Annotated in this window: 16 protein-coding genes; all 16 read left to right on the forward strand. The window is 35.4% G+C overall.

Annotated features, from left to right (window positions below; translation table 11 throughout):
- Positions 1 to 182: 182 nt before the first annotated feature.
- Complete coding sequence (locus CLOS_RS02155) at positions 183 to 998, forward strand: metallophosphoesterase (RefSeq protein ID WP_012158292.1); 816 nt, start codon at positions 183 to 185, stop codon at positions 996 to 998.
- A 176-nt stretch (positions 999 to 1,174) separates the two neighbouring features.
- Complete coding sequence (locus tag CLOS_RS02160) at positions 1,175 to 2,587, forward strand: sigma-54 interaction domain-containing protein (protein ID WP_012158293.1); 1,413 nt, start codon at positions 1,175 to 1,177, stop codon at positions 2,585 to 2,587.
- Between the two features lie 244 nt (positions 2,588 to 2,831).
- Entirely contained in the window at positions 2,832 to 3,869 is a 1,038-nt protein-coding gene (gene kdd, locus CLOS_RS02165) for an L-erythro-3,5-diaminohexanoate dehydrogenase (protein WP_012158294.1), read from the forward strand.
- A gap of 62 nt (positions 3,870 to 3,931) precedes the next feature.
- On the forward strand, positions 3,932 to 5,182 hold the full coding sequence (kamA, locus tag CLOS_RS02170) for a lysine 2,3-aminomutase (RefSeq protein ID WP_012158295.1): 1,251 nt from the start codon (positions 3,932 to 3,934) through the stop codon (positions 5,180 to 5,182).
- An 83-nt stretch (positions 5,183 to 5,265) separates the two neighbouring features.
- Positions 5,266 to 6,297, forward strand: a complete 1,032-nt coding sequence (kamB, locus tag CLOS_RS02175; protein ID WP_012158296.1) for a lysine 5,6-aminomutase reactivase subunit KamB — start codon at positions 5,266 to 5,268, stop codon at positions 6,295 to 6,297.
- Between the two features lie 3 nt (positions 6,298 to 6,300).
- Positions 6,301 to 7,833 (forward strand): lysine 5,6-aminomutase reactivase ATPase KamC, encoded by a 1,533-nt coding sequence (kamC, locus tag CLOS_RS02180; RefSeq protein WP_012158297.1) that lies wholly within the window; start codon positions 6,301 to 6,303, stop codon positions 7,831 to 7,833.
- Between the two features lie 11 nt (positions 7,834 to 7,844).
- The gene (kamD, locus tag CLOS_RS02185) at positions 7,845 to 9,398 is read left to right on the forward strand and encodes a lysine 5,6-aminomutase subunit alpha (protein WP_012158298.1); all 1,554 of its coding nucleotides are present in this window, start codon (positions 7,845 to 7,847) and stop codon (positions 9,396 to 9,398) included.
- A gap of 1 nt (position 9,399) precedes the next feature.
- Positions 9,400 to 10,155 (forward strand): lysine 5,6-aminomutase subunit beta, encoded by a 756-nt coding sequence (gene kamE / locus CLOS_RS02190; RefSeq protein WP_012158299.1) that lies wholly within the window; start codon positions 9,400 to 9,402, stop codon positions 10,153 to 10,155.
- A gap of 246 nt (positions 10,156 to 10,401) precedes the next feature.
- Positions 10,402 to 10,710, forward strand: a complete 309-nt coding sequence (locus CLOS_RS02195) for a hypothetical protein (protein ID WP_012158300.1) — start codon at positions 10,402 to 10,404, stop codon at positions 10,708 to 10,710.
- 189 nt (positions 10,711 to 10,899) lie between these two features.
- On the forward strand, positions 10,900 to 11,457 hold the full coding sequence (locus tag CLOS_RS15170) for a hypothetical protein (RefSeq protein WP_012158301.1): 558 nt from the start codon (positions 10,900 to 10,902) through the stop codon (positions 11,455 to 11,457).
- Positions 11,458 to 11,481: 24 nt separating this feature from the next.
- The gene (locus tag CLOS_RS02205; protein ID WP_012158302.1) at positions 11,482 to 11,946 is read left to right on the forward strand and encodes a hypothetical protein; all 465 of its coding nucleotides are present in this window, start codon (positions 11,482 to 11,484) and stop codon (positions 11,944 to 11,946) included.
- Positions 11,947 to 12,115: 169 nt separating this feature from the next.
- Entirely contained in the window at positions 12,116 to 12,280 is a 165-nt protein-coding gene (locus tag CLOS_RS15780; RefSeq protein ID WP_156774378.1) for a hypothetical protein, read from the forward strand.
- A gap of 270 nt (positions 12,281 to 12,550) precedes the next feature.
- The gene (locus CLOS_RS02210) at positions 12,551 to 13,276 is read left to right on the forward strand and encodes a LytR/AlgR family response regulator transcription factor (protein ID WP_012158303.1); all 726 of its coding nucleotides are present in this window, start codon (positions 12,551 to 12,553) and stop codon (positions 13,274 to 13,276) included.
- Between the two features lie 63 nt (positions 13,277 to 13,339).
- Positions 13,340 to 14,686, forward strand: coding sequence for a sensor histidine kinase (locus CLOS_RS02215; protein WP_012158304.1), 1,347 nt, complete (start codon positions 13,340 to 13,342; stop codon positions 14,684 to 14,686).
- Positions 14,687 to 14,876: 190 nt separating this feature from the next.
- Positions 14,877 to 15,482: an accessory gene regulator ArgB-like protein gene (locus CLOS_RS02220; RefSeq protein WP_012158305.1), complete on the forward strand. Its 606-nt coding sequence runs from the start codon at positions 14,877 to 14,879 to the stop codon at positions 15,480 to 15,482.
- Positions 15,479 to 15,610, forward strand: coding sequence for a cyclic lactone autoinducer peptide (locus CLOS_RS15470; RefSeq protein WP_083757115.1), 132 nt, complete (start codon positions 15,479 to 15,481; stop codon positions 15,608 to 15,610). Before CLOS_RS02220 ends, CLOS_RS15470 begins: the two co-directional genes overlap by 4 nt.
- Positions 15,611 to 15,660 lie beyond the last annotated feature (50 nt).

The following is a 15,660-nucleotide window of genomic DNA, read 5'->3' on the forward strand; positions in this document are numbered from 1 at the left end:
TTAAAATAGGATAGATTTGGACTGACCGCTTCATTCCATGCAAATAACAACTACTAAGGAAACCTCTTTAGTAGTTTTTTGTATTTTAAATGAAGAAATTGTAACCCTATTGTTATTTGATAAAGCAATGAAAAAAGATATAATGGACTTAGAAAAGACAGCTTAGAAAAGGGGTGCATAGAATGAATCGACATATTGTAAAGGGTGTATTGGCTGTACTCGCTTTTACCATATTCTGTGTTTGGCAGAATAATCATATTCAAATAACCGAGATCAACTATGAAAATAAGAAAATAAAAGAGGACTTGAAAGGCTATAAAATTGTCCAAATCTCAGATCTCCATAATAAAAGGTTTGGAAAAGATCAGAAAAGAATATTAAATAAAATAAAAAGTATCCATCCCAATATGATCGTCATCACTGGGGATCTAGTGGATTCTAGAAGAACGGATATGGAGGTTGCTATGGAATTTGTAAAGGGAGCAATAGAAATCGCTCCTGTTTATTACGTATCGGGCAATCATGAAATTCGGGGCAGAATATATGAAGAAGTAAAGGAGCAGCTATTGGCTGTTGGTGCAACTGTAATGGATAATGCCAAAACAGAAATAGAAGTAGGAAATAGCAAAATAGAGCTCCTTGGGTTACTGGATCCTCTTTATAGAGGGCGTGCTTATTTAAAAAATAATTTAGAAGAATTAACGAAGGAAGAAAGTGATACTTTGAGAATTTTATTATCTCATCGACCGAACTTTATGGAAATCTACGCAGAAAGCAAGGTAGATCTAGTATTTTCTGGCCATGCTCACGGTGGGCAGGTTCGACTACCATTTTTAGGCGGCATGATAGCTCCGGATCAAGGTTTATTTCCTAAATATACAAGTGGTACTCATACCATAGGAGATACTACCATGGTGATCAGCAGAGGCTTAGGAAATAGCATTGTGCCCATTCGAATTTTTAATCGACCAGAGATTATTGTTCTAAATCTAAAATAGAATTTATCCGCTTAATTTTATAACTTGCACCATATTAAACTGAAGCGTAACTTAAATTCTTGAGTAAATAAAATGAAATTTAAAATTTAAGGTGTTGAAAATTAAGACTGTGATATAATAGAGTAGAAAGGTGCCGAAAAATAGGCAGATGATGCTGAAAAAAGGGCGGTGATGATTTGAAGGATTTATTCACAAAAAAGCAGTTTGAAAAGATACTGAACCATGTGGGAGAAGGCGTTCAACTGATCGATGCACAGGGTAGAATTGTATTCTGTAATGCCGTGGCAGCGCAATTGGATAATATACAAAGAGAAGAGGCCATCGGAAAGTATATCTTAGATATTTATCCATCCTTGACGGAAGAAACCAGTACCATTATGAGGGCCATTCGAACCAAGGAGCCTGTATTAAATGTGCAGCAAAGCTTCATTAACTATAAAGGGCATAAGATTACGACAGTGAACTCCTCGATTCCAATTCTAGACGGAGATCGAATCTTAGGTGCTTTAGAGGTTTCAAGAGACATCACTCAGGTAAAGGCACTGTCGGAAAAGCTTTTAGATCTCCAGGAAAAGCTATATGCCAATACGAAGTCCGTTAAAAATGCCAGAGAAAATAGCTTGGCAAAATATACGGTAAAGGACCTAATTGGTAGCAGCGATATCATGGTAAAGCTTAAAAACAGGATTTTAAAAGCTGGAGAAACAGGTTCTCCTGTTATGGTTTTTGGGGAAACTGGTACGGGTAAGGAATTGGTTGCTCAATCTGTGCACAATGCCAGCAAAAGACGGGAACAGCCCTTTATCGCTCAAAACTGTGCAGCTATTCCTGCCAGCCTTCTGGAGAGCATTCTATTCGGTACGGTGAAAGGGAGCTTTACGGGTGCAGAGGATCGAATCGGTTTATTTGAACTTGCAAATGGAGGCACTTTGTTTTTAGATGAGATTAACTCCATGCCACTAGAGCTACAGGCAAAGCTTTTAAGGGTACTTCAAGAAGGCTATATAAGACGAGTAGGAGATGTTCGTACGAAACATGTAGATGTTCGAATCATTACGGCGATGAATATGGACCCCGTGGAAGCAGTTCAAACTGAGCGGCTTCGGAAGGATTTGTTCTATCGTTTAAACGTTGTGTCTATCAAAGTCCCTGATTTATCGGAGCGAAAAGGAGACATTAAGGATTTGGTTCAATTTTTCATACAGAAGTTTAACTACATGCTGCATAAGCAAGCCCTTGGTGTGACGGATGAAGTGATGAAGATTTTCATGCTGTATGATTGGCCTGGCAATGTCAGAGAGCTGGAGCACGTTATTGAAGGGGCAATGAATGTAATGGAAGGCAGATTCATTACGGCAGAAGACATATCCTATCAATTGCAGGGTATCGACTTGAGGGAGAAAGAGGATTGTAATACGGAAAATTTAGATTCAAAGGGATTGGACTTAAAGAGCAAGCTTGAGAAAATGGAAGAAAGGTATATCCGAGATGCCCTAGAGGATTGTCATGGCAATATTACTGTTGCTGCAAAAATATTGGGCATACCTCGGCAAACCTTACAATATAAAAAGATGAAATATGATTTATAAAAAAGATTCCTAAAAAAACAACTGCTCAATTTTGGGCAGTTGTTTCTCTATAAAAGCATATTATTATTTTTAAATACCCACTATTAATTAATGCAATCAGGGAATTACATGTAAAAATGAACATTATAAAAAATAAAAAGAATTTATTCACTTATATGGGATTCATTTTAGATTTTGGCACAGGAATTGCACATAAATAATGTGGTTACAATGCATTAAAAAATTAATGTGAGGAGAGATAAAAATGAAAAAAGGATGTCCTTACGGAACACATAGGGTAATTGAGCCGAAAGGTGTTTTACCGCAACCAGCGCTTAAGATTTCTAATGATATGGAGATTTATGATAACGAAATATTAATTGATGTACAGACATTGAATATAGACTCAGCCAGCTTTACTCAAATTAAAGAGGAAGCCAATGGTGATTTAGAAAAAATAAAGGAAATTATGCTAAACATTGTTGAGACAAAAGGAAAGCATCAGAATCCTGTGACTGGCTCTGGTGGAATGTTGATTGGAACCGTAGAACAAATTGGACCAGCCATGGAAGGAAAAACAAATTTAAAGGTAGGCGATAAAATTGCTACGTTAGTATCCTTATCCCTAACACCTTTGAGAATAGATCATATTAAAGAAATTCGTAAAGATATCGATCAAGTGGATATCGAGGGCAAGGCAATTTTATTTGAAAGTGGCATCTATGCTGTTATTCCTGAAGATCTTCCAGAGAACCTAGTTCTTTCTGTATTAGACGTTGCAGGAGCTCCTGCGCAAACTGCAAAGCTGGTAAGACCAGGACATACTGTAGTAATCATTGGTGGAACAGGAAAGTCTGGAATGCTCTGTTTATACGAAGCAAAAAAACGTGCCGGCGTTACTGGCAAAGTAATCTGTGTCGACTACAGCGAGAAGAATCTTGAAAGAGCAAAATCAGCGAATTTAGCAGATGCATATATTGCAGCAGATGCTACGGATGCAGTAGGTTTAATGGAAAAAATTAAAGCTGCAACAAATGGAGAGATGGCAGATATCGTAATCAATTGCGTTAACATCCCCAATACAGAAATGGGCAGTATTTTATCTGCTAAAAATGATGGACTGGTTTACTTCTTTAGTATGGCGACAAGCTTCACAAAGGCATCTTTAGGGGCTGAAGGTGTAGGGCAAGATACAACCATGATGATGGGGAATGGATACACCAAAGGACACGGTGAAATCGCCCTTCAAATCATGAGAGAGAGTGAAGTTCTAAATAGAATGTACCAAGAGCTATACGCTTAATTATTTGATATCTATATTTAAAGTATAAATTGATAGAATAAATTACCCGAGGAGGATTTGGTATGTCTAATTATAAAAATATTGAAATGTGGGCAAATGTAACGGAAGAAGAATGGAATAACTGGCAATGGCAAGTTAAAAATAGAATCACAAATGTAGAGGACTTAAAAAAGGTAATCAATCTAACTGATGAAGAAGAAAAAGGGATCAAGGAATGTCTTAAAACATTAAGAATGGGAATTACCCCTTACTACGCTTCTTTAATGGACAAAGATGATCCGAATTGTCCAGTTAGAAAGCAAGCAGTTCCAATTATGACAGAGCTTCATAAAAGTGATGCGGATATGGATGACCCTCTTCATGAGGATGCGGATTCTCCAGTACCAGGACTAACACACCGATATCCAAACAGAGTATTGTTATTAATCACAGACATGTGTTCTATGTACTGTAGACACTGTACAAGAAGAAGATTTGCAGGACAAAACGATACAGCCATGCCAATGGACAGAATCGACGCTGCCATTGAGTACATCAGAAGAACACCAGAGGTAAGAGACGTTCTTTTATCTGGTGGAGACTGTCTATTAGTATCTGATGAAAAATTAGAATATATCATCAGTAAATTAAGAGAAATTGAGCACGTTGAAATTATTCGTTTAGGAAGTAGAACACCTGTAGTTATGCCACAAAGAATTACACCAGAGCTTGTAGGTATGCTGAAGAAATACCATCCAATCTGGTTGAATACCCACTTCAATCATCCAAAGGAATTAACTGAAGAAACGAAAAGAGCGCTAACTTTATTAGCGGATGCAGGAATTCCTCTAGGAAACCAATCTGTACTTTTAAGAGGCGTTAATGATTGTGTTCATATCATGAGAGATTTAGTTCATGGATTAGTAAAAAATAGAGTAAGACCTTACTATATTTATCAATGTGACCTTTCCATGGGTATCGAGCACTTTAGAACACCGGTTTCAAAAGGAATCGAGATCATTGAAGGTTTAAGAGGTCATACATCAGGATATGCAGTACCTACATTCGTAGTAGACGCTCCTGGTGGTGGCGGAAAGATTCCAGTAATGCCAAACTACGTAGTTTCTCAATCTCACAATAAAGTGATTCTTAGAAACTATGAAGGGGTGATTACGACTTATACAGAGCCAGAGAAGTACGTAGAAAACTGTACTTGTCCAGTATGTAAAGGTGAGAAAAAAGTAAAGCTTCACGGTGTAGCAGGATTAATGCAAGGAAATGCAATTGCCCTTGAACCTGCCGAGCTTGACAGACATAATCGTGGTAATAAATAAAACAGCGTTATCACCGATTATATAAAGCAATCATAACAAATAAATAGGAGGACTTAGGTCCTCCTATATTTAAGGGTGATTCCATGGCGTTATTTAATTTAATATACCCTCATTATAAGGTGGTGTCTCTCATCGGTATGGCGAAGAATGCAGGAAAAACCATGACGCTGAACCATATCATAGAATCTGCAATGGAGCAAAATGTAACCATTGGATTGACATCAACGGGTAGGGATGGGGAGAAGGAAGATATCGTTACTAGAACGGAAAAACCAACGATTTACGTTGAAAGAGGTACGATTATTGCCACCGCAAAGGAGCTTCTATTAAAGTGTGAAGCAAAAATAGAGATCCTCGAAGTTACGGAATATAATACTTCTTTAGGAAGTGTGGTTATAGGGCGGGTTCGTTCTGCTGGATTGATAGAACTTGCAGGACCCGATGTCAATGCCTATATGAAAGATGTCGTAGATAAAATACGAGGTTATGGAGCGGAGCTTGTTCTGATTGATGGTGCAATCGATCGGAAAAGTGCAGCGTCTCCTTGGCTGGCCGAGGCAGCGGTCCTATCTACAGGAGCTACCATCAGCCGAAGTGTTGAAGTGGTAAAAAATGAAACGCTCCATCAAGTAGAGCTTTTCAGATTAGAACAAATTGAGGACGAAGCTGTTAAAGAAATTGCAATGAAAATACATGAAAAAAAAGGATATGCTTTTATCAATAAAGACGGATCTGTAGAGGAATTATCCATACAGACCGCACTAAATTCAGGATGCATTATTGGCAGTGCAATTAACGAGCATACAAAATATGTCATCGTCAGTGGTTCCTTAGTGGCGAGAACCTTAGCTGATATGATGGAGGTCTGTCCTTATTATAGGGATATTACCTTTATCGTCCAAGATGCTACGAGGATTTTTATTGACCGAAAGTATTGGAAAGCTTTTCGAATGAGAGGAGTCAAAGTGAAGGTCGTGCACCCCATCAATCTTTTAGCCGTGACTACGAATCCATACGGGCCGGAAGGATACTTTTTTGAACCTAGGGCATTCGTAGAATTAATGAGGACTGCACTAGACCCTATGCCTGTTATTGACGTAAAGCTGGAGGGATAGAATATGTTGGATCATTGGATGAGTATTCAAACGAAGAAGGAAATCGGTCTTGTGGATGTTCTAGAGAAGCTGGTGATTATTTCAGCATATGGGTTGTGGAAGAAGAATAGCCTTCAGCCATTTTGCCCTGACAGCATACAATGCTTAAATGGGGAGCTGGAAGCCGTAGCTCAAATGAAGGGCCTCATTGAAAACAGTCCCAGTGTTTCGAACGGAATCATTCGACTTTTAAGAGAGATTAAGGATGTTCGAGGTTCCTTAGAACGGTCTATAAGAGATGAAATACTCAATGAAGTAGAGTTATTTGAGATTAAAAATCAGCTGATGGTAATGATGGAAATTAGAAAGCTTTTACTGAAAGAGGAAAGAATCTCTATTGAAAAAGTCAAGTTGATGGAAATGGACGATATAGTAAAGCTTTTAGACCCCGAAAACTCTGGTATGAGAACCTTTTATATTTACGATCAGTATTCCACCTTATTAACAGATATTCGGGATAAAATAGCAAATATAGAGAAACAAATGTGGATATTGAAGAAAAAAAACAAACGGGTTTTAGAAAAAGACTCGGAGGCTTCAATCCCTGAATATATAGATGAAGATTTGAATCGTTTGACCTTGGCGCTGGATCAACTAAAAATGCAGGAAGAAGAGGAAGAACTGAGAATTCGCCAATGGCTATCTCAGGAGATTAAGAATCATTATGATATTATTTTTCAAAACATCCATGCAATAGGTGAACTGGATTTCATATTGTCGAAAGCGAGATTCGCCATAGAGAGCAAATCTGTAAGACCGGAGATAATCCAAAATCAGAAGATCCGCTTTGTAGAGGGGAGGCATATTCCTTTAGAGAGCCATTTGAAAGAAAAAGGTGCTGTGTACACTCCGGTGGATATAAAAATTCATAAAGGTGTAACCGTAATTACGGGGGCAAATATGGGTGGGAAAACCATCTCTTTAAAATTAATCGCCTTAATTACAGCCATGGCGCAGCTAGGATTCTATGTTCCTGCAAAAAGTGCTACCGTAGGACTATTCGACTTTATTTATTTTTCCTCTGGGGATCAACAATCCTTGCAATCTGGACTTTCTACCTTTGGAGGAGAGATCCATGGCATCAGCCAAGTTTTAGGCAGAAATGGAGAAAAGGGTCTTTTGCTCATCGATGAGCTGGCAAGAGGAACGAACCCTATGGAGGGATACGGGATTTCGAAAGGGATCATTACGTATTTGAAGAAATCCACCTTCATATCCATTATAACCACACATTTTGATGGTTTGAGTAATATGGAAGATATTCAGCATCTCCAAGTGGTCGGATTAAAAAACATCAATTTGGAAGAAATGAAAAGGGAGCTATCCAAAGTAGATGGAAAGAAGCAGGTATTAGAGAAATACATGGATTATAGGCTGGAAGAAATGAAATCTTCGGCGGAGGTACCTCGAGACGCCATATTAGTAGCACGACTGATGGGACTGAACGAAGAGATTTTAAATATTGCAAAAGAAGCAGTATCAGAAGCCAATAGATAGGAGGAGCAAGCGTGAGCAAATTAAATTTAGATCAAAATTTAATTCAAAAAGCAAGGAATGCAGCGTTTCATATCACAAACGATGTGCAGGACTTTATAGAATCTCATACAACTGTTGCAGTAGAGAGAACGATTTGTAGACTATTAGGGATCGACGGAGTGGACGAAACAGAAACACCTCTGCCAAATGTTATCGTGGACCACATCGTACAAGGTGGTGGTCTTTCACAAGGTGTAGCTTATTGGATCGGGAATGCTATGGTTCAAACAGGAAAGACGCCACAGGAAATTGCTGAAGCTGTTGGAAAGGGAGAGTTGGATCTCATCAAGCTTTCTGCTGGAGATCGTAGTGCCATTGCAGCTGCTATCAACGAAATTGCAGTAAAAACTGCAGATAGAATCAGAGAAAATAGAAGAACAAGAGAAAACTATATCGATACATTAGGCGAAGGAAAAAAACCATACCTCTATGTAATTGTTGCCACTGGAAATATTTTTGAAGATGTTATTCAAGCACAATCTGCTGTAAGACAAGGGGCAGATGTTATTGCCGTTATTCGAACCACAGGACAGAGCTTACTGGACTACGTTCCTTATGGGCCTACAACGGAAGGGTTTGGTGGAACCTACGCCACACAGGAAAACTTTAGAATCATGAGAAAAGCATTGGACGAGGTTGGAAAAGAAGTAGGTCGCTATATTAGACTTTGTAACTACTGCTCCGGACTTTGTATGCCAGAAATCGCTGCCATGGGTGCCATGGAAAGATTGGATATGATGCTCAATGATGCCCTATACGGTATTTTATTCAGAGATATCAACATGCAAAGAACATTAGTCGATCAATATTTCTCAAGAATAATCAATGGATTTGCCGGAATCATCATCAATACTGGAGAAGACAATTATTTAACCACAGCCGATGCCGTTGAAGAAGCTTATACAGTTCTTGCTTCCCAATTCATCAATGAGCAATTTGCTTTAAAAGCTGGTATTCCAGAGGAGCAAATGGGTCTTGGCCATGCTTTCGAAATGGATCCAAATCTTACAAATGGTTTCTTATTTGAATTAGCACAAGCTCAAATGGCGAGAGAAATATTCCCGAAAGCACCACTAAAATATATGCCGCCAACTAAGTTTATGACAGGCGATATATTTAAAGGGCATATTCAGAATGCATTATTCAATATTACTTCTATTTGGACGAACCAAGGAATTCAATTATTGGGAATGCTTACAGAAGCCATTCATACGCCACATATGCATGATAGAGCGTTATCCATCGATAATGCAAAATATATCTTTAATAATTGTAGAGATTTAGGGGAAGAAATAGAGTTTAAGCAAGATGGGCTAATCCAAAAGAGAGCACAAGAAGTTCTGAAGGACGCAACCGCTTTACTAGAGCAAATCGAAAAAGATGGATTATTTGTTACCATCGAGGGTGGTAAATTTGGTGGCGTAAAAAGATCCAGAACAGGTGGTAAAGGTTTACATGGTGTAGTTAGAAAAACTGAAGGCTACTTTAATCCTTTCATAGATTTACTTTTAAGAGGGGAGCGATAATATGTTGGTACAACAAGTCGATTTAACCAAAGTAAAACCGTACGGGGATACCTTAAACGATGGCATGACCCAGCTGAGCTTTACACTACCTGTACCTTTTGGTGAAGAGGGTAAGGAAGCAGCAAGACAACTCGTTGCAAAAATGGGCTTAACAGAGCCAAGTGTAGTTAACATGCAAGATTTAGGAGACGGCTACACCTACTTTATCGTATACGGTAAATGTCAGCATTCTGTAGACTATACTTCCATCGTAGTTCCAAAGGTTGAAGGGGATGTTATGGAAAAGGAAGAAGTAGAAGAATATATTGAAAAAAATATTGGAAGAAATGTGGTTATCGTTGGTGCATGTACAGGAACCGATGCCCATACGGTAGGGATCGATGCCATCATGAACATGAAGGGCTATGCTGGACACTATGGATTAGAAAGATATAAAGGAATAGAAGCGTATAACCTGGGTAGCCAGGTGCCAAATGAGGAATTAATTGCAAAGGCCATTGAATTAAAGGCAGATGCCCTTTTAGTTTCTCAAGTAGTTACGCAAAAAGATGTTCATATCATGAATATGACAAACCTAGTAGAGTTACTAGAGGCGGAAGGTTTGAGAGATAAGCTGATCGTCGTTGGTGGTGGACCAAGAATTTCTCATGAACTAGCAAAAGAGCTTGGTTACGATGCAGGTTTTGGCTCTGGAAGCTATGCAGAGGATGTCGCATCCTTTGTCGTTACTCAAATGGTAGAAAGAAAATTAATTTAGATTCCAAGTGTTGTTTAAAATAAATAAATAAATAGGAAAAAGAAAAAATTCTCCACTGCAGGGGGATTTTTTCTTTTTTTTGTGTATAAAGACCATTACATTTTTATGATATTAATAAAAAGCGCAGGAAGGAATTGTATAAGCTTATGTAGAATAACATAATTATACATAAGATGGGAATATGAGGTAAACATGTATATTATAATTGTTTAAACTGTTTTCTAAATTGAGAAAGGAGGTATTGAAATGTTTTGGCGGTATAATTCAACTGTTAAACTTAGGGAGCTTGAAGATAAAAATTTACTAAAACTGGAGTCCGAAAATTTAAAAAACAGGGCTGGGATGGAGCCCACTCGAACGCTGAAGCAAAGTGTAAGGATGATATTGATAGGAATATTTTTTGCCATAACATTAACAGCTTTTGAATATGCTTTAAAAAATTTTGAAATCTCGGATTTTCTAAGGAAAGTATTTCAGTTTGGATTCTTTGGTTCTCTTGTAGGAATATTAAGCGTTCCCTATGGACTGTATCATCTAATAAAAAGCTTGAAATAAAAGTCTTAATAAAAAATGCCACAGGATTATGGAGTTTTATTACTTTTATCTGCCAATTATGACATTTAAACGACCAGTTCTGCAATGTAGATTAATAATTTTTAACAGGTGATATATTTGTATTAAACAATATTGACACTTAGTGTCAACACCCATTGCGTCTTTTACTATAAAAAAGGAGGAATTTGAATGAACAAAAAGAGTAGATTAATATTATCTGTATTCATGATTGTAACAATGATACTCTCATTGAATATAACTGTTTTTGCAGAAGAGCTTGTAACGGATAAGATAAAAGCTGAAACTATTGAAATTCAAATTTTAAATAGTGAAGATTTTAGTGAGACGCCTATACCTGGAATGGAATTAGAAAATTCTAATTTTAGGGCTAATAATACAATTGTACCATTTCTCATTCGTTCTGGTAACACTGAAGAAGTGGAGGTTTATATACACTATGCAGGCACTAAAATGGCGAATGCTGTAAGATTTAAGTCTTTGACATTAAAAGAATGTAATTTAGTACTCCCAGAAAAGACATATAAAACTTTTAAACCAGCACCACCATATTTATACTCGACTCATACTTTTCCTGCTGGAATAATAGGAAGTGTAAAAATTGGTGATATTTTAGTACCTACAAATAAATCCAGTGTTAAAGTCAATACCTCTGATTTGCAGGTTTTTTATATGACTGAAGGTTGGAATAGCTACTCAAATATAGTTGGCTGCTGGACATTAAACTAGTATAAATATAGGAGGAATACAGCAATGGGTGACTTTTTAGAAAACTTAATAGAAACATATAAACATAAAGTTGTTCCAGGAAAGAAAAGTGTGGAAGAAATAATACGGTTATTATCTCTAAAGCTAACATTGGCTGAAATGGATAGCACCTCTGTTTCTCAAAGTTACTTAGATATCGTCAAATGTAACATGGTTCATAGTATGCTTAATGAAGAAAAAAAGCTGGACAAGGAATCTTTAGATATCGTTATTTATAAAGTAATAGAGGATGAAAGAAGTGCTATCTATTATAAAGATATTAAGAGAACAAACCAAAAAGAAATTATTATTTTCTGCGAAAGGAATCTAGAATTTTTTGAGTCCAATTCAAACTCATTAATAATGAAGATATGGCTCATACAAGGAGTCGATTTTTATGACTATAATAATAATACATGGAAATTAATAAATTATTTATCTTTGTTATACAGGTATGAAACTGATTGTTAATTAATGAGTTATTCCAGATATAGATAAGATCTATAGCATAGAATCTAAAATAGGAAATCTTGAAAAAATAGAATTTAGATTTAGTTGCAATGCAATAAGGGACAAAATTCAAACTTACCAACAGAGTATTAGGATTGCATTTATTGTTGCAGATAGACCGGAAGACATATTGAATGATGTTGAATCCAATTATAATATAAGCGGTACAGAAGTAAAAATAAATGATGAGGTGTATTATCCAATATACAGAAACGATGATAATCAATTAAATAGTTTATATAAAGAGCTTGAGATAGGAAATAAGGTTGATAGAATAATAATGGCTTCGCATTAAGGAGAAGGCTGGCAGTATGAAAATATTGAGGATACAGCGACTGCGTACAGAGATTTAGGAATGGCGGACTTTATGAGCAGCGTTGTCCGTTCATTGTCTAACAAGGGAAATCAGTAACGTTTATATCAAATAGAAGAGAGGATATCTAAAGTTAGGTATCCTCTTTTTTATTTTTACTGATATAGAAAAATATGTAATTTAAGCAGGTAAATAGTCTCACGTATCGAATTAATAGTATGAAGCAAATTACAATGAAGGAGGAATTCTGTCGTGAAATTGACTATTGGCATTTGTGATGATGACTCTGTTCATGTTGATTTGATTAAAAGTTACATTGAATCTATGAATATTCCTTGTAAAGTGGATTATATCTTAGCCTATAGTGGGGAAGAACTTTTGGAACAATTGAACAAAAATATAGTGGACATTGTATTTTTAGATATAGAAATGAAAACACTGAATGGAATTGAAACCGGAAAAAAAATTCGAGAATTCACTGAAGATACGATCATTGTGTATCTAACAGGGTACAGACATTATGCAGTAGAAGCCTTTGAGATTGAATCCTTTCATTATTTAATAAAACCTATTATGGAAACGAAATTTGTAAAGTTAATGGAGCGAATATTAACCAGAATTGAAGAAAAAAAGACATTTAGAGATAGAGAAAAAATATTATCAATAAAAACTAGAGATCATTTAATTCAATTACAGTACGATACGATTTATTATTTTGAGAAGTACTTTAGAAAATTAAAGGTGCATACATCGGATAAAACTATAGAATTTTATGGTTCTATGAATGATTTATTAGAGGAAATTGATACCTCGTATTTTATTAGATGCCACCAAAGCTATATAGTGAATAAGCATAAAATTAGAGGAATACAGGGAAATACTATTGTACTGGATAGAGCAGAAAATTTCTGTATTCCAATAAGTAGAACATACAAGAAAGAAATAATGAGCATTTTCTATGCGAAGCTGTTTAGCTGATAATAAATAAAAATAGAGAGATGAGAAATAGGGGTGTTGCATAAAATACTGGAGGGATTATATATGGAAAACCTATTAATGATGAATATTTTTACGAACACTTTGGATATTTATGCTTTGTATTATTTTTTAAAAAAGATTTTGGGAAAAACAGAAAAAAATGAAATAAGTGTTTTCTCTTTATTGAGTATAGCAATAGTCCTTAGTACTTTAATAAACACTAAAGCTGGTTTAGTGAAGATAACTTCTATTACTACAATGACAATCGTGTTAACATTAATATTTAATTGGATATTTAGCAAAAGTAAGTTGTCAAAAAGTTTTGCATTGGTAATTATGGGGTTGACGCTAATGTTCTTAATAGAATTAATAGTAGTAAATGGTTTAAGTGTATTTTTTAAGATTTCTCCAAAACTTTTACTAGAGGTTAATTTCTATAAGTTAATGGCTGTTATTCTAACTAAGCTTTTATTTATTACAGTAGTAAGCCAAGGTGAGAATTTATTTAAGGAAATGTATACCTGGATTAAGCAGTTAAATATATATCCTGTTTCGATACTAATCATAGTGAATTTATGTATTGTTTTTATGACGTTTATTTTTTACAGCTATATAGATATAGGCGGTCATAGAGAGCTTATTTATATCATAGGTATGGGAGGCGCAGCAGTAGTAGTAAGCTGCGTTATTGCTTGGATTATTAAGAAAATGATAGAACAGCAGAATAAAGAATTTTTATTTCAAATAAAGGAAAAGGAATATGAAAACCAACAAATATATTTAGATCATATTCAGGAGGTTATTCAAACCCTGAGAGCCCAAAGACACGACTTTAATAACTATGTAAGCACTATTTATGGACTAATACACCTAGGAAAGATAGAAGAAGCTAAAAAGTATATTTTAAATCTTTCAAAGGACGTGGTGGACTTAAATGAGATCGTGAATGCATGCCATCCTGTAGTAGGTGCCATATTAAATATGAAAAAGGAAAAGGCAGCTAGAAGTAAAATAGATTTTAATGTTGATGTAGATCTACCCACTAAATTACCATTTGAGTTTGTAGATATATCCACTATATTGGGAAATTTATTGGATAATGCTATTGAAGCCTGTGAAAAAATATCGAATGATTGTAAAAAAATATATATACAGATTTATATTAAAGATTTCCATATGATTATAAAAATAGAAAACAGTAAAAGTGATCAAGTAATTTTGAAAAGCGACAATTTAATTGGATATTTGACAACAAAGCTTGACAAAGAAAACCATGGCTTAGGTCTTAAGAATGTAAGAAAGGCCGTTCTTAAATACGATGGAATGCTCAATATAGAAGATAAAGGAAAAGAGTTTTTAGTGGATATAGCACTTCCTTTAAAGGAAGTCTTAGTTGAGGTAGAAGCGTAGTCATTTTGTCTAGGAAATAGAGCTATCGTAAATAAAATAAACGAACATTGTATTACATAATATGTAAAAAATCTGCTAATTATTACATTTAGACTACCAGTTATGCAAAGTATATTGAATAAAATCTAAATAAGTGGTATTTTGAAAAAAGAAAGAAGATTTTGACATTATAGAACTTTTAAGGAAATGGGTGATTAAAATTAACTTTGTAGCTGAGGGACTAGTCAATCGATTAATAGACAATCAAATTATCAGTAAAGAGGACCGAGATATTTATAAATTTGGATTAGAGGTATTTCTCTCATTAGTTACTAAAATAATATTGCTTACGATGATCGCCTATATTTTTGATGTAATGGTAGAAATGTTTATTTTTGCCACAACCTTTTTTGTTTTAAGAATTAATGCAGGCGGTTACCATGCGAAAACCTTTTTAGGATGCTTTATTACAACGGTCATATTTACATTTGTTACGATCAATGTTTTGTCCAATATACCAACTCCATTTTATTTTACATTAATAATCCTGGCGATTGCCAATGTATTGATATTTTTATATGCTCCAGTAGATACACCGAATAAAAGATCAACACCTAAGGAATATGCCATATATAGAAGAAGAAGCTTAAGGTTTGCAGCTCTATTTACCTTAGGAATAATAGTTATTTACTTTGCAGATGCTTCAAAACTTTATTATTGTAACATTGGGGTTTTTGCATTCTTCATAGAATCCATTACATTAATCCCATTAGTTAATAAAAAAAATATAAAACAAAAGAAGGGGGATTCACCATGAAAAAGAGAAACATTTTGTTAAGTCTGTTGGCATTAGTTGCTGTTAATTCAGCTACCTTAGGGGCAGGAGTTTATTGTCTGGGATTCCTGTACCAACCAGAATGCCCAGAAAGATTGAAAAAGAACTAGAAGTATTAAGGGAAGGAATTGCTTTTGCATAAGTAATTCTATAGGGAATA

Origin of the sequence: Alkaliphilus oremlandii OhILAs, assembly GCF_000018325.1 — a bacterium.
In the GTDB taxonomy this organism is placed as follows: Bacteria; Bacillota; Clostridia; order Peptostreptococcales; family Natronincolaceae; genus Alkaliphilus_B; species Alkaliphilus_B oremlandii.

What these genes read in the sequence shown, in the direction of transcription:
- CLOS_RS15170 (WP_012158301.1), top strand. Translation starts at nt 10,900, where the DNA reads ATGAACAAAAAGAGTAGATTAATATTATCTGTATTCATGATTGTAACA.
- kamA (WP_012158295.1), top strand. Translation starts at nt 3,932, where the DNA reads ATGTCTAATTATAAAAATATTGAAATGTGGGCAAATGTAACGGAAGAA.
- CLOS_RS15470 (WP_083757115.1), top strand. Translation starts at nt 15,479, where the DNA reads ATGAAAAAGAGAAACATTTTGTTAAGTCTGTTGGCATTAGTTGCTGTT.
- CLOS_RS02195 (WP_012158300.1), top strand. Translation starts at nt 10,402, where the DNA reads ATGTTTTGGCGGTATAATTCAACTGTTAAACTTAGGGAGCTTGAAGAT.
- CLOS_RS02155 (WP_012158292.1), top strand. Translation starts at nt 183, where the DNA reads ATGAATCGACATATTGTAAAGGGTGTATTGGCTGTACTCGCTTTTACC.
- kdd (WP_012158294.1), top strand. Translation starts at nt 2,832, where the DNA reads ATGAAAAAAGGATGTCCTTACGGAACACATAGGGTAATTGAGCCGAAA.
- CLOS_RS02205 (WP_012158302.1), top strand. Translation starts at nt 11,482, where the DNA reads ATGGGTGACTTTTTAGAAAACTTAATAGAAACATATAAACATAAAGTT.
- kamC (WP_012158297.1), top strand. Translation starts at nt 6,301, where the DNA reads ATGTTGGATCATTGGATGAGTATTCAAACGAAGAAGGAAATCGGTCTT.
- CLOS_RS02215 (WP_012158304.1), top strand. Translation starts at nt 13,340, where the DNA reads ATGGAAAACCTATTAATGATGAATATTTTTACGAACACTTTGGATATT.
- kamB (WP_012158296.1), top strand. Translation starts at nt 5,266, where the DNA reads ATGGCGTTATTTAATTTAATATACCCTCATTATAAGGTGGTGTCTCTC.
- kamE (WP_012158299.1), top strand. Translation starts at nt 9,400, where the DNA reads ATGTTGGTACAACAAGTCGATTTAACCAAAGTAAAACCGTACGGGGAT.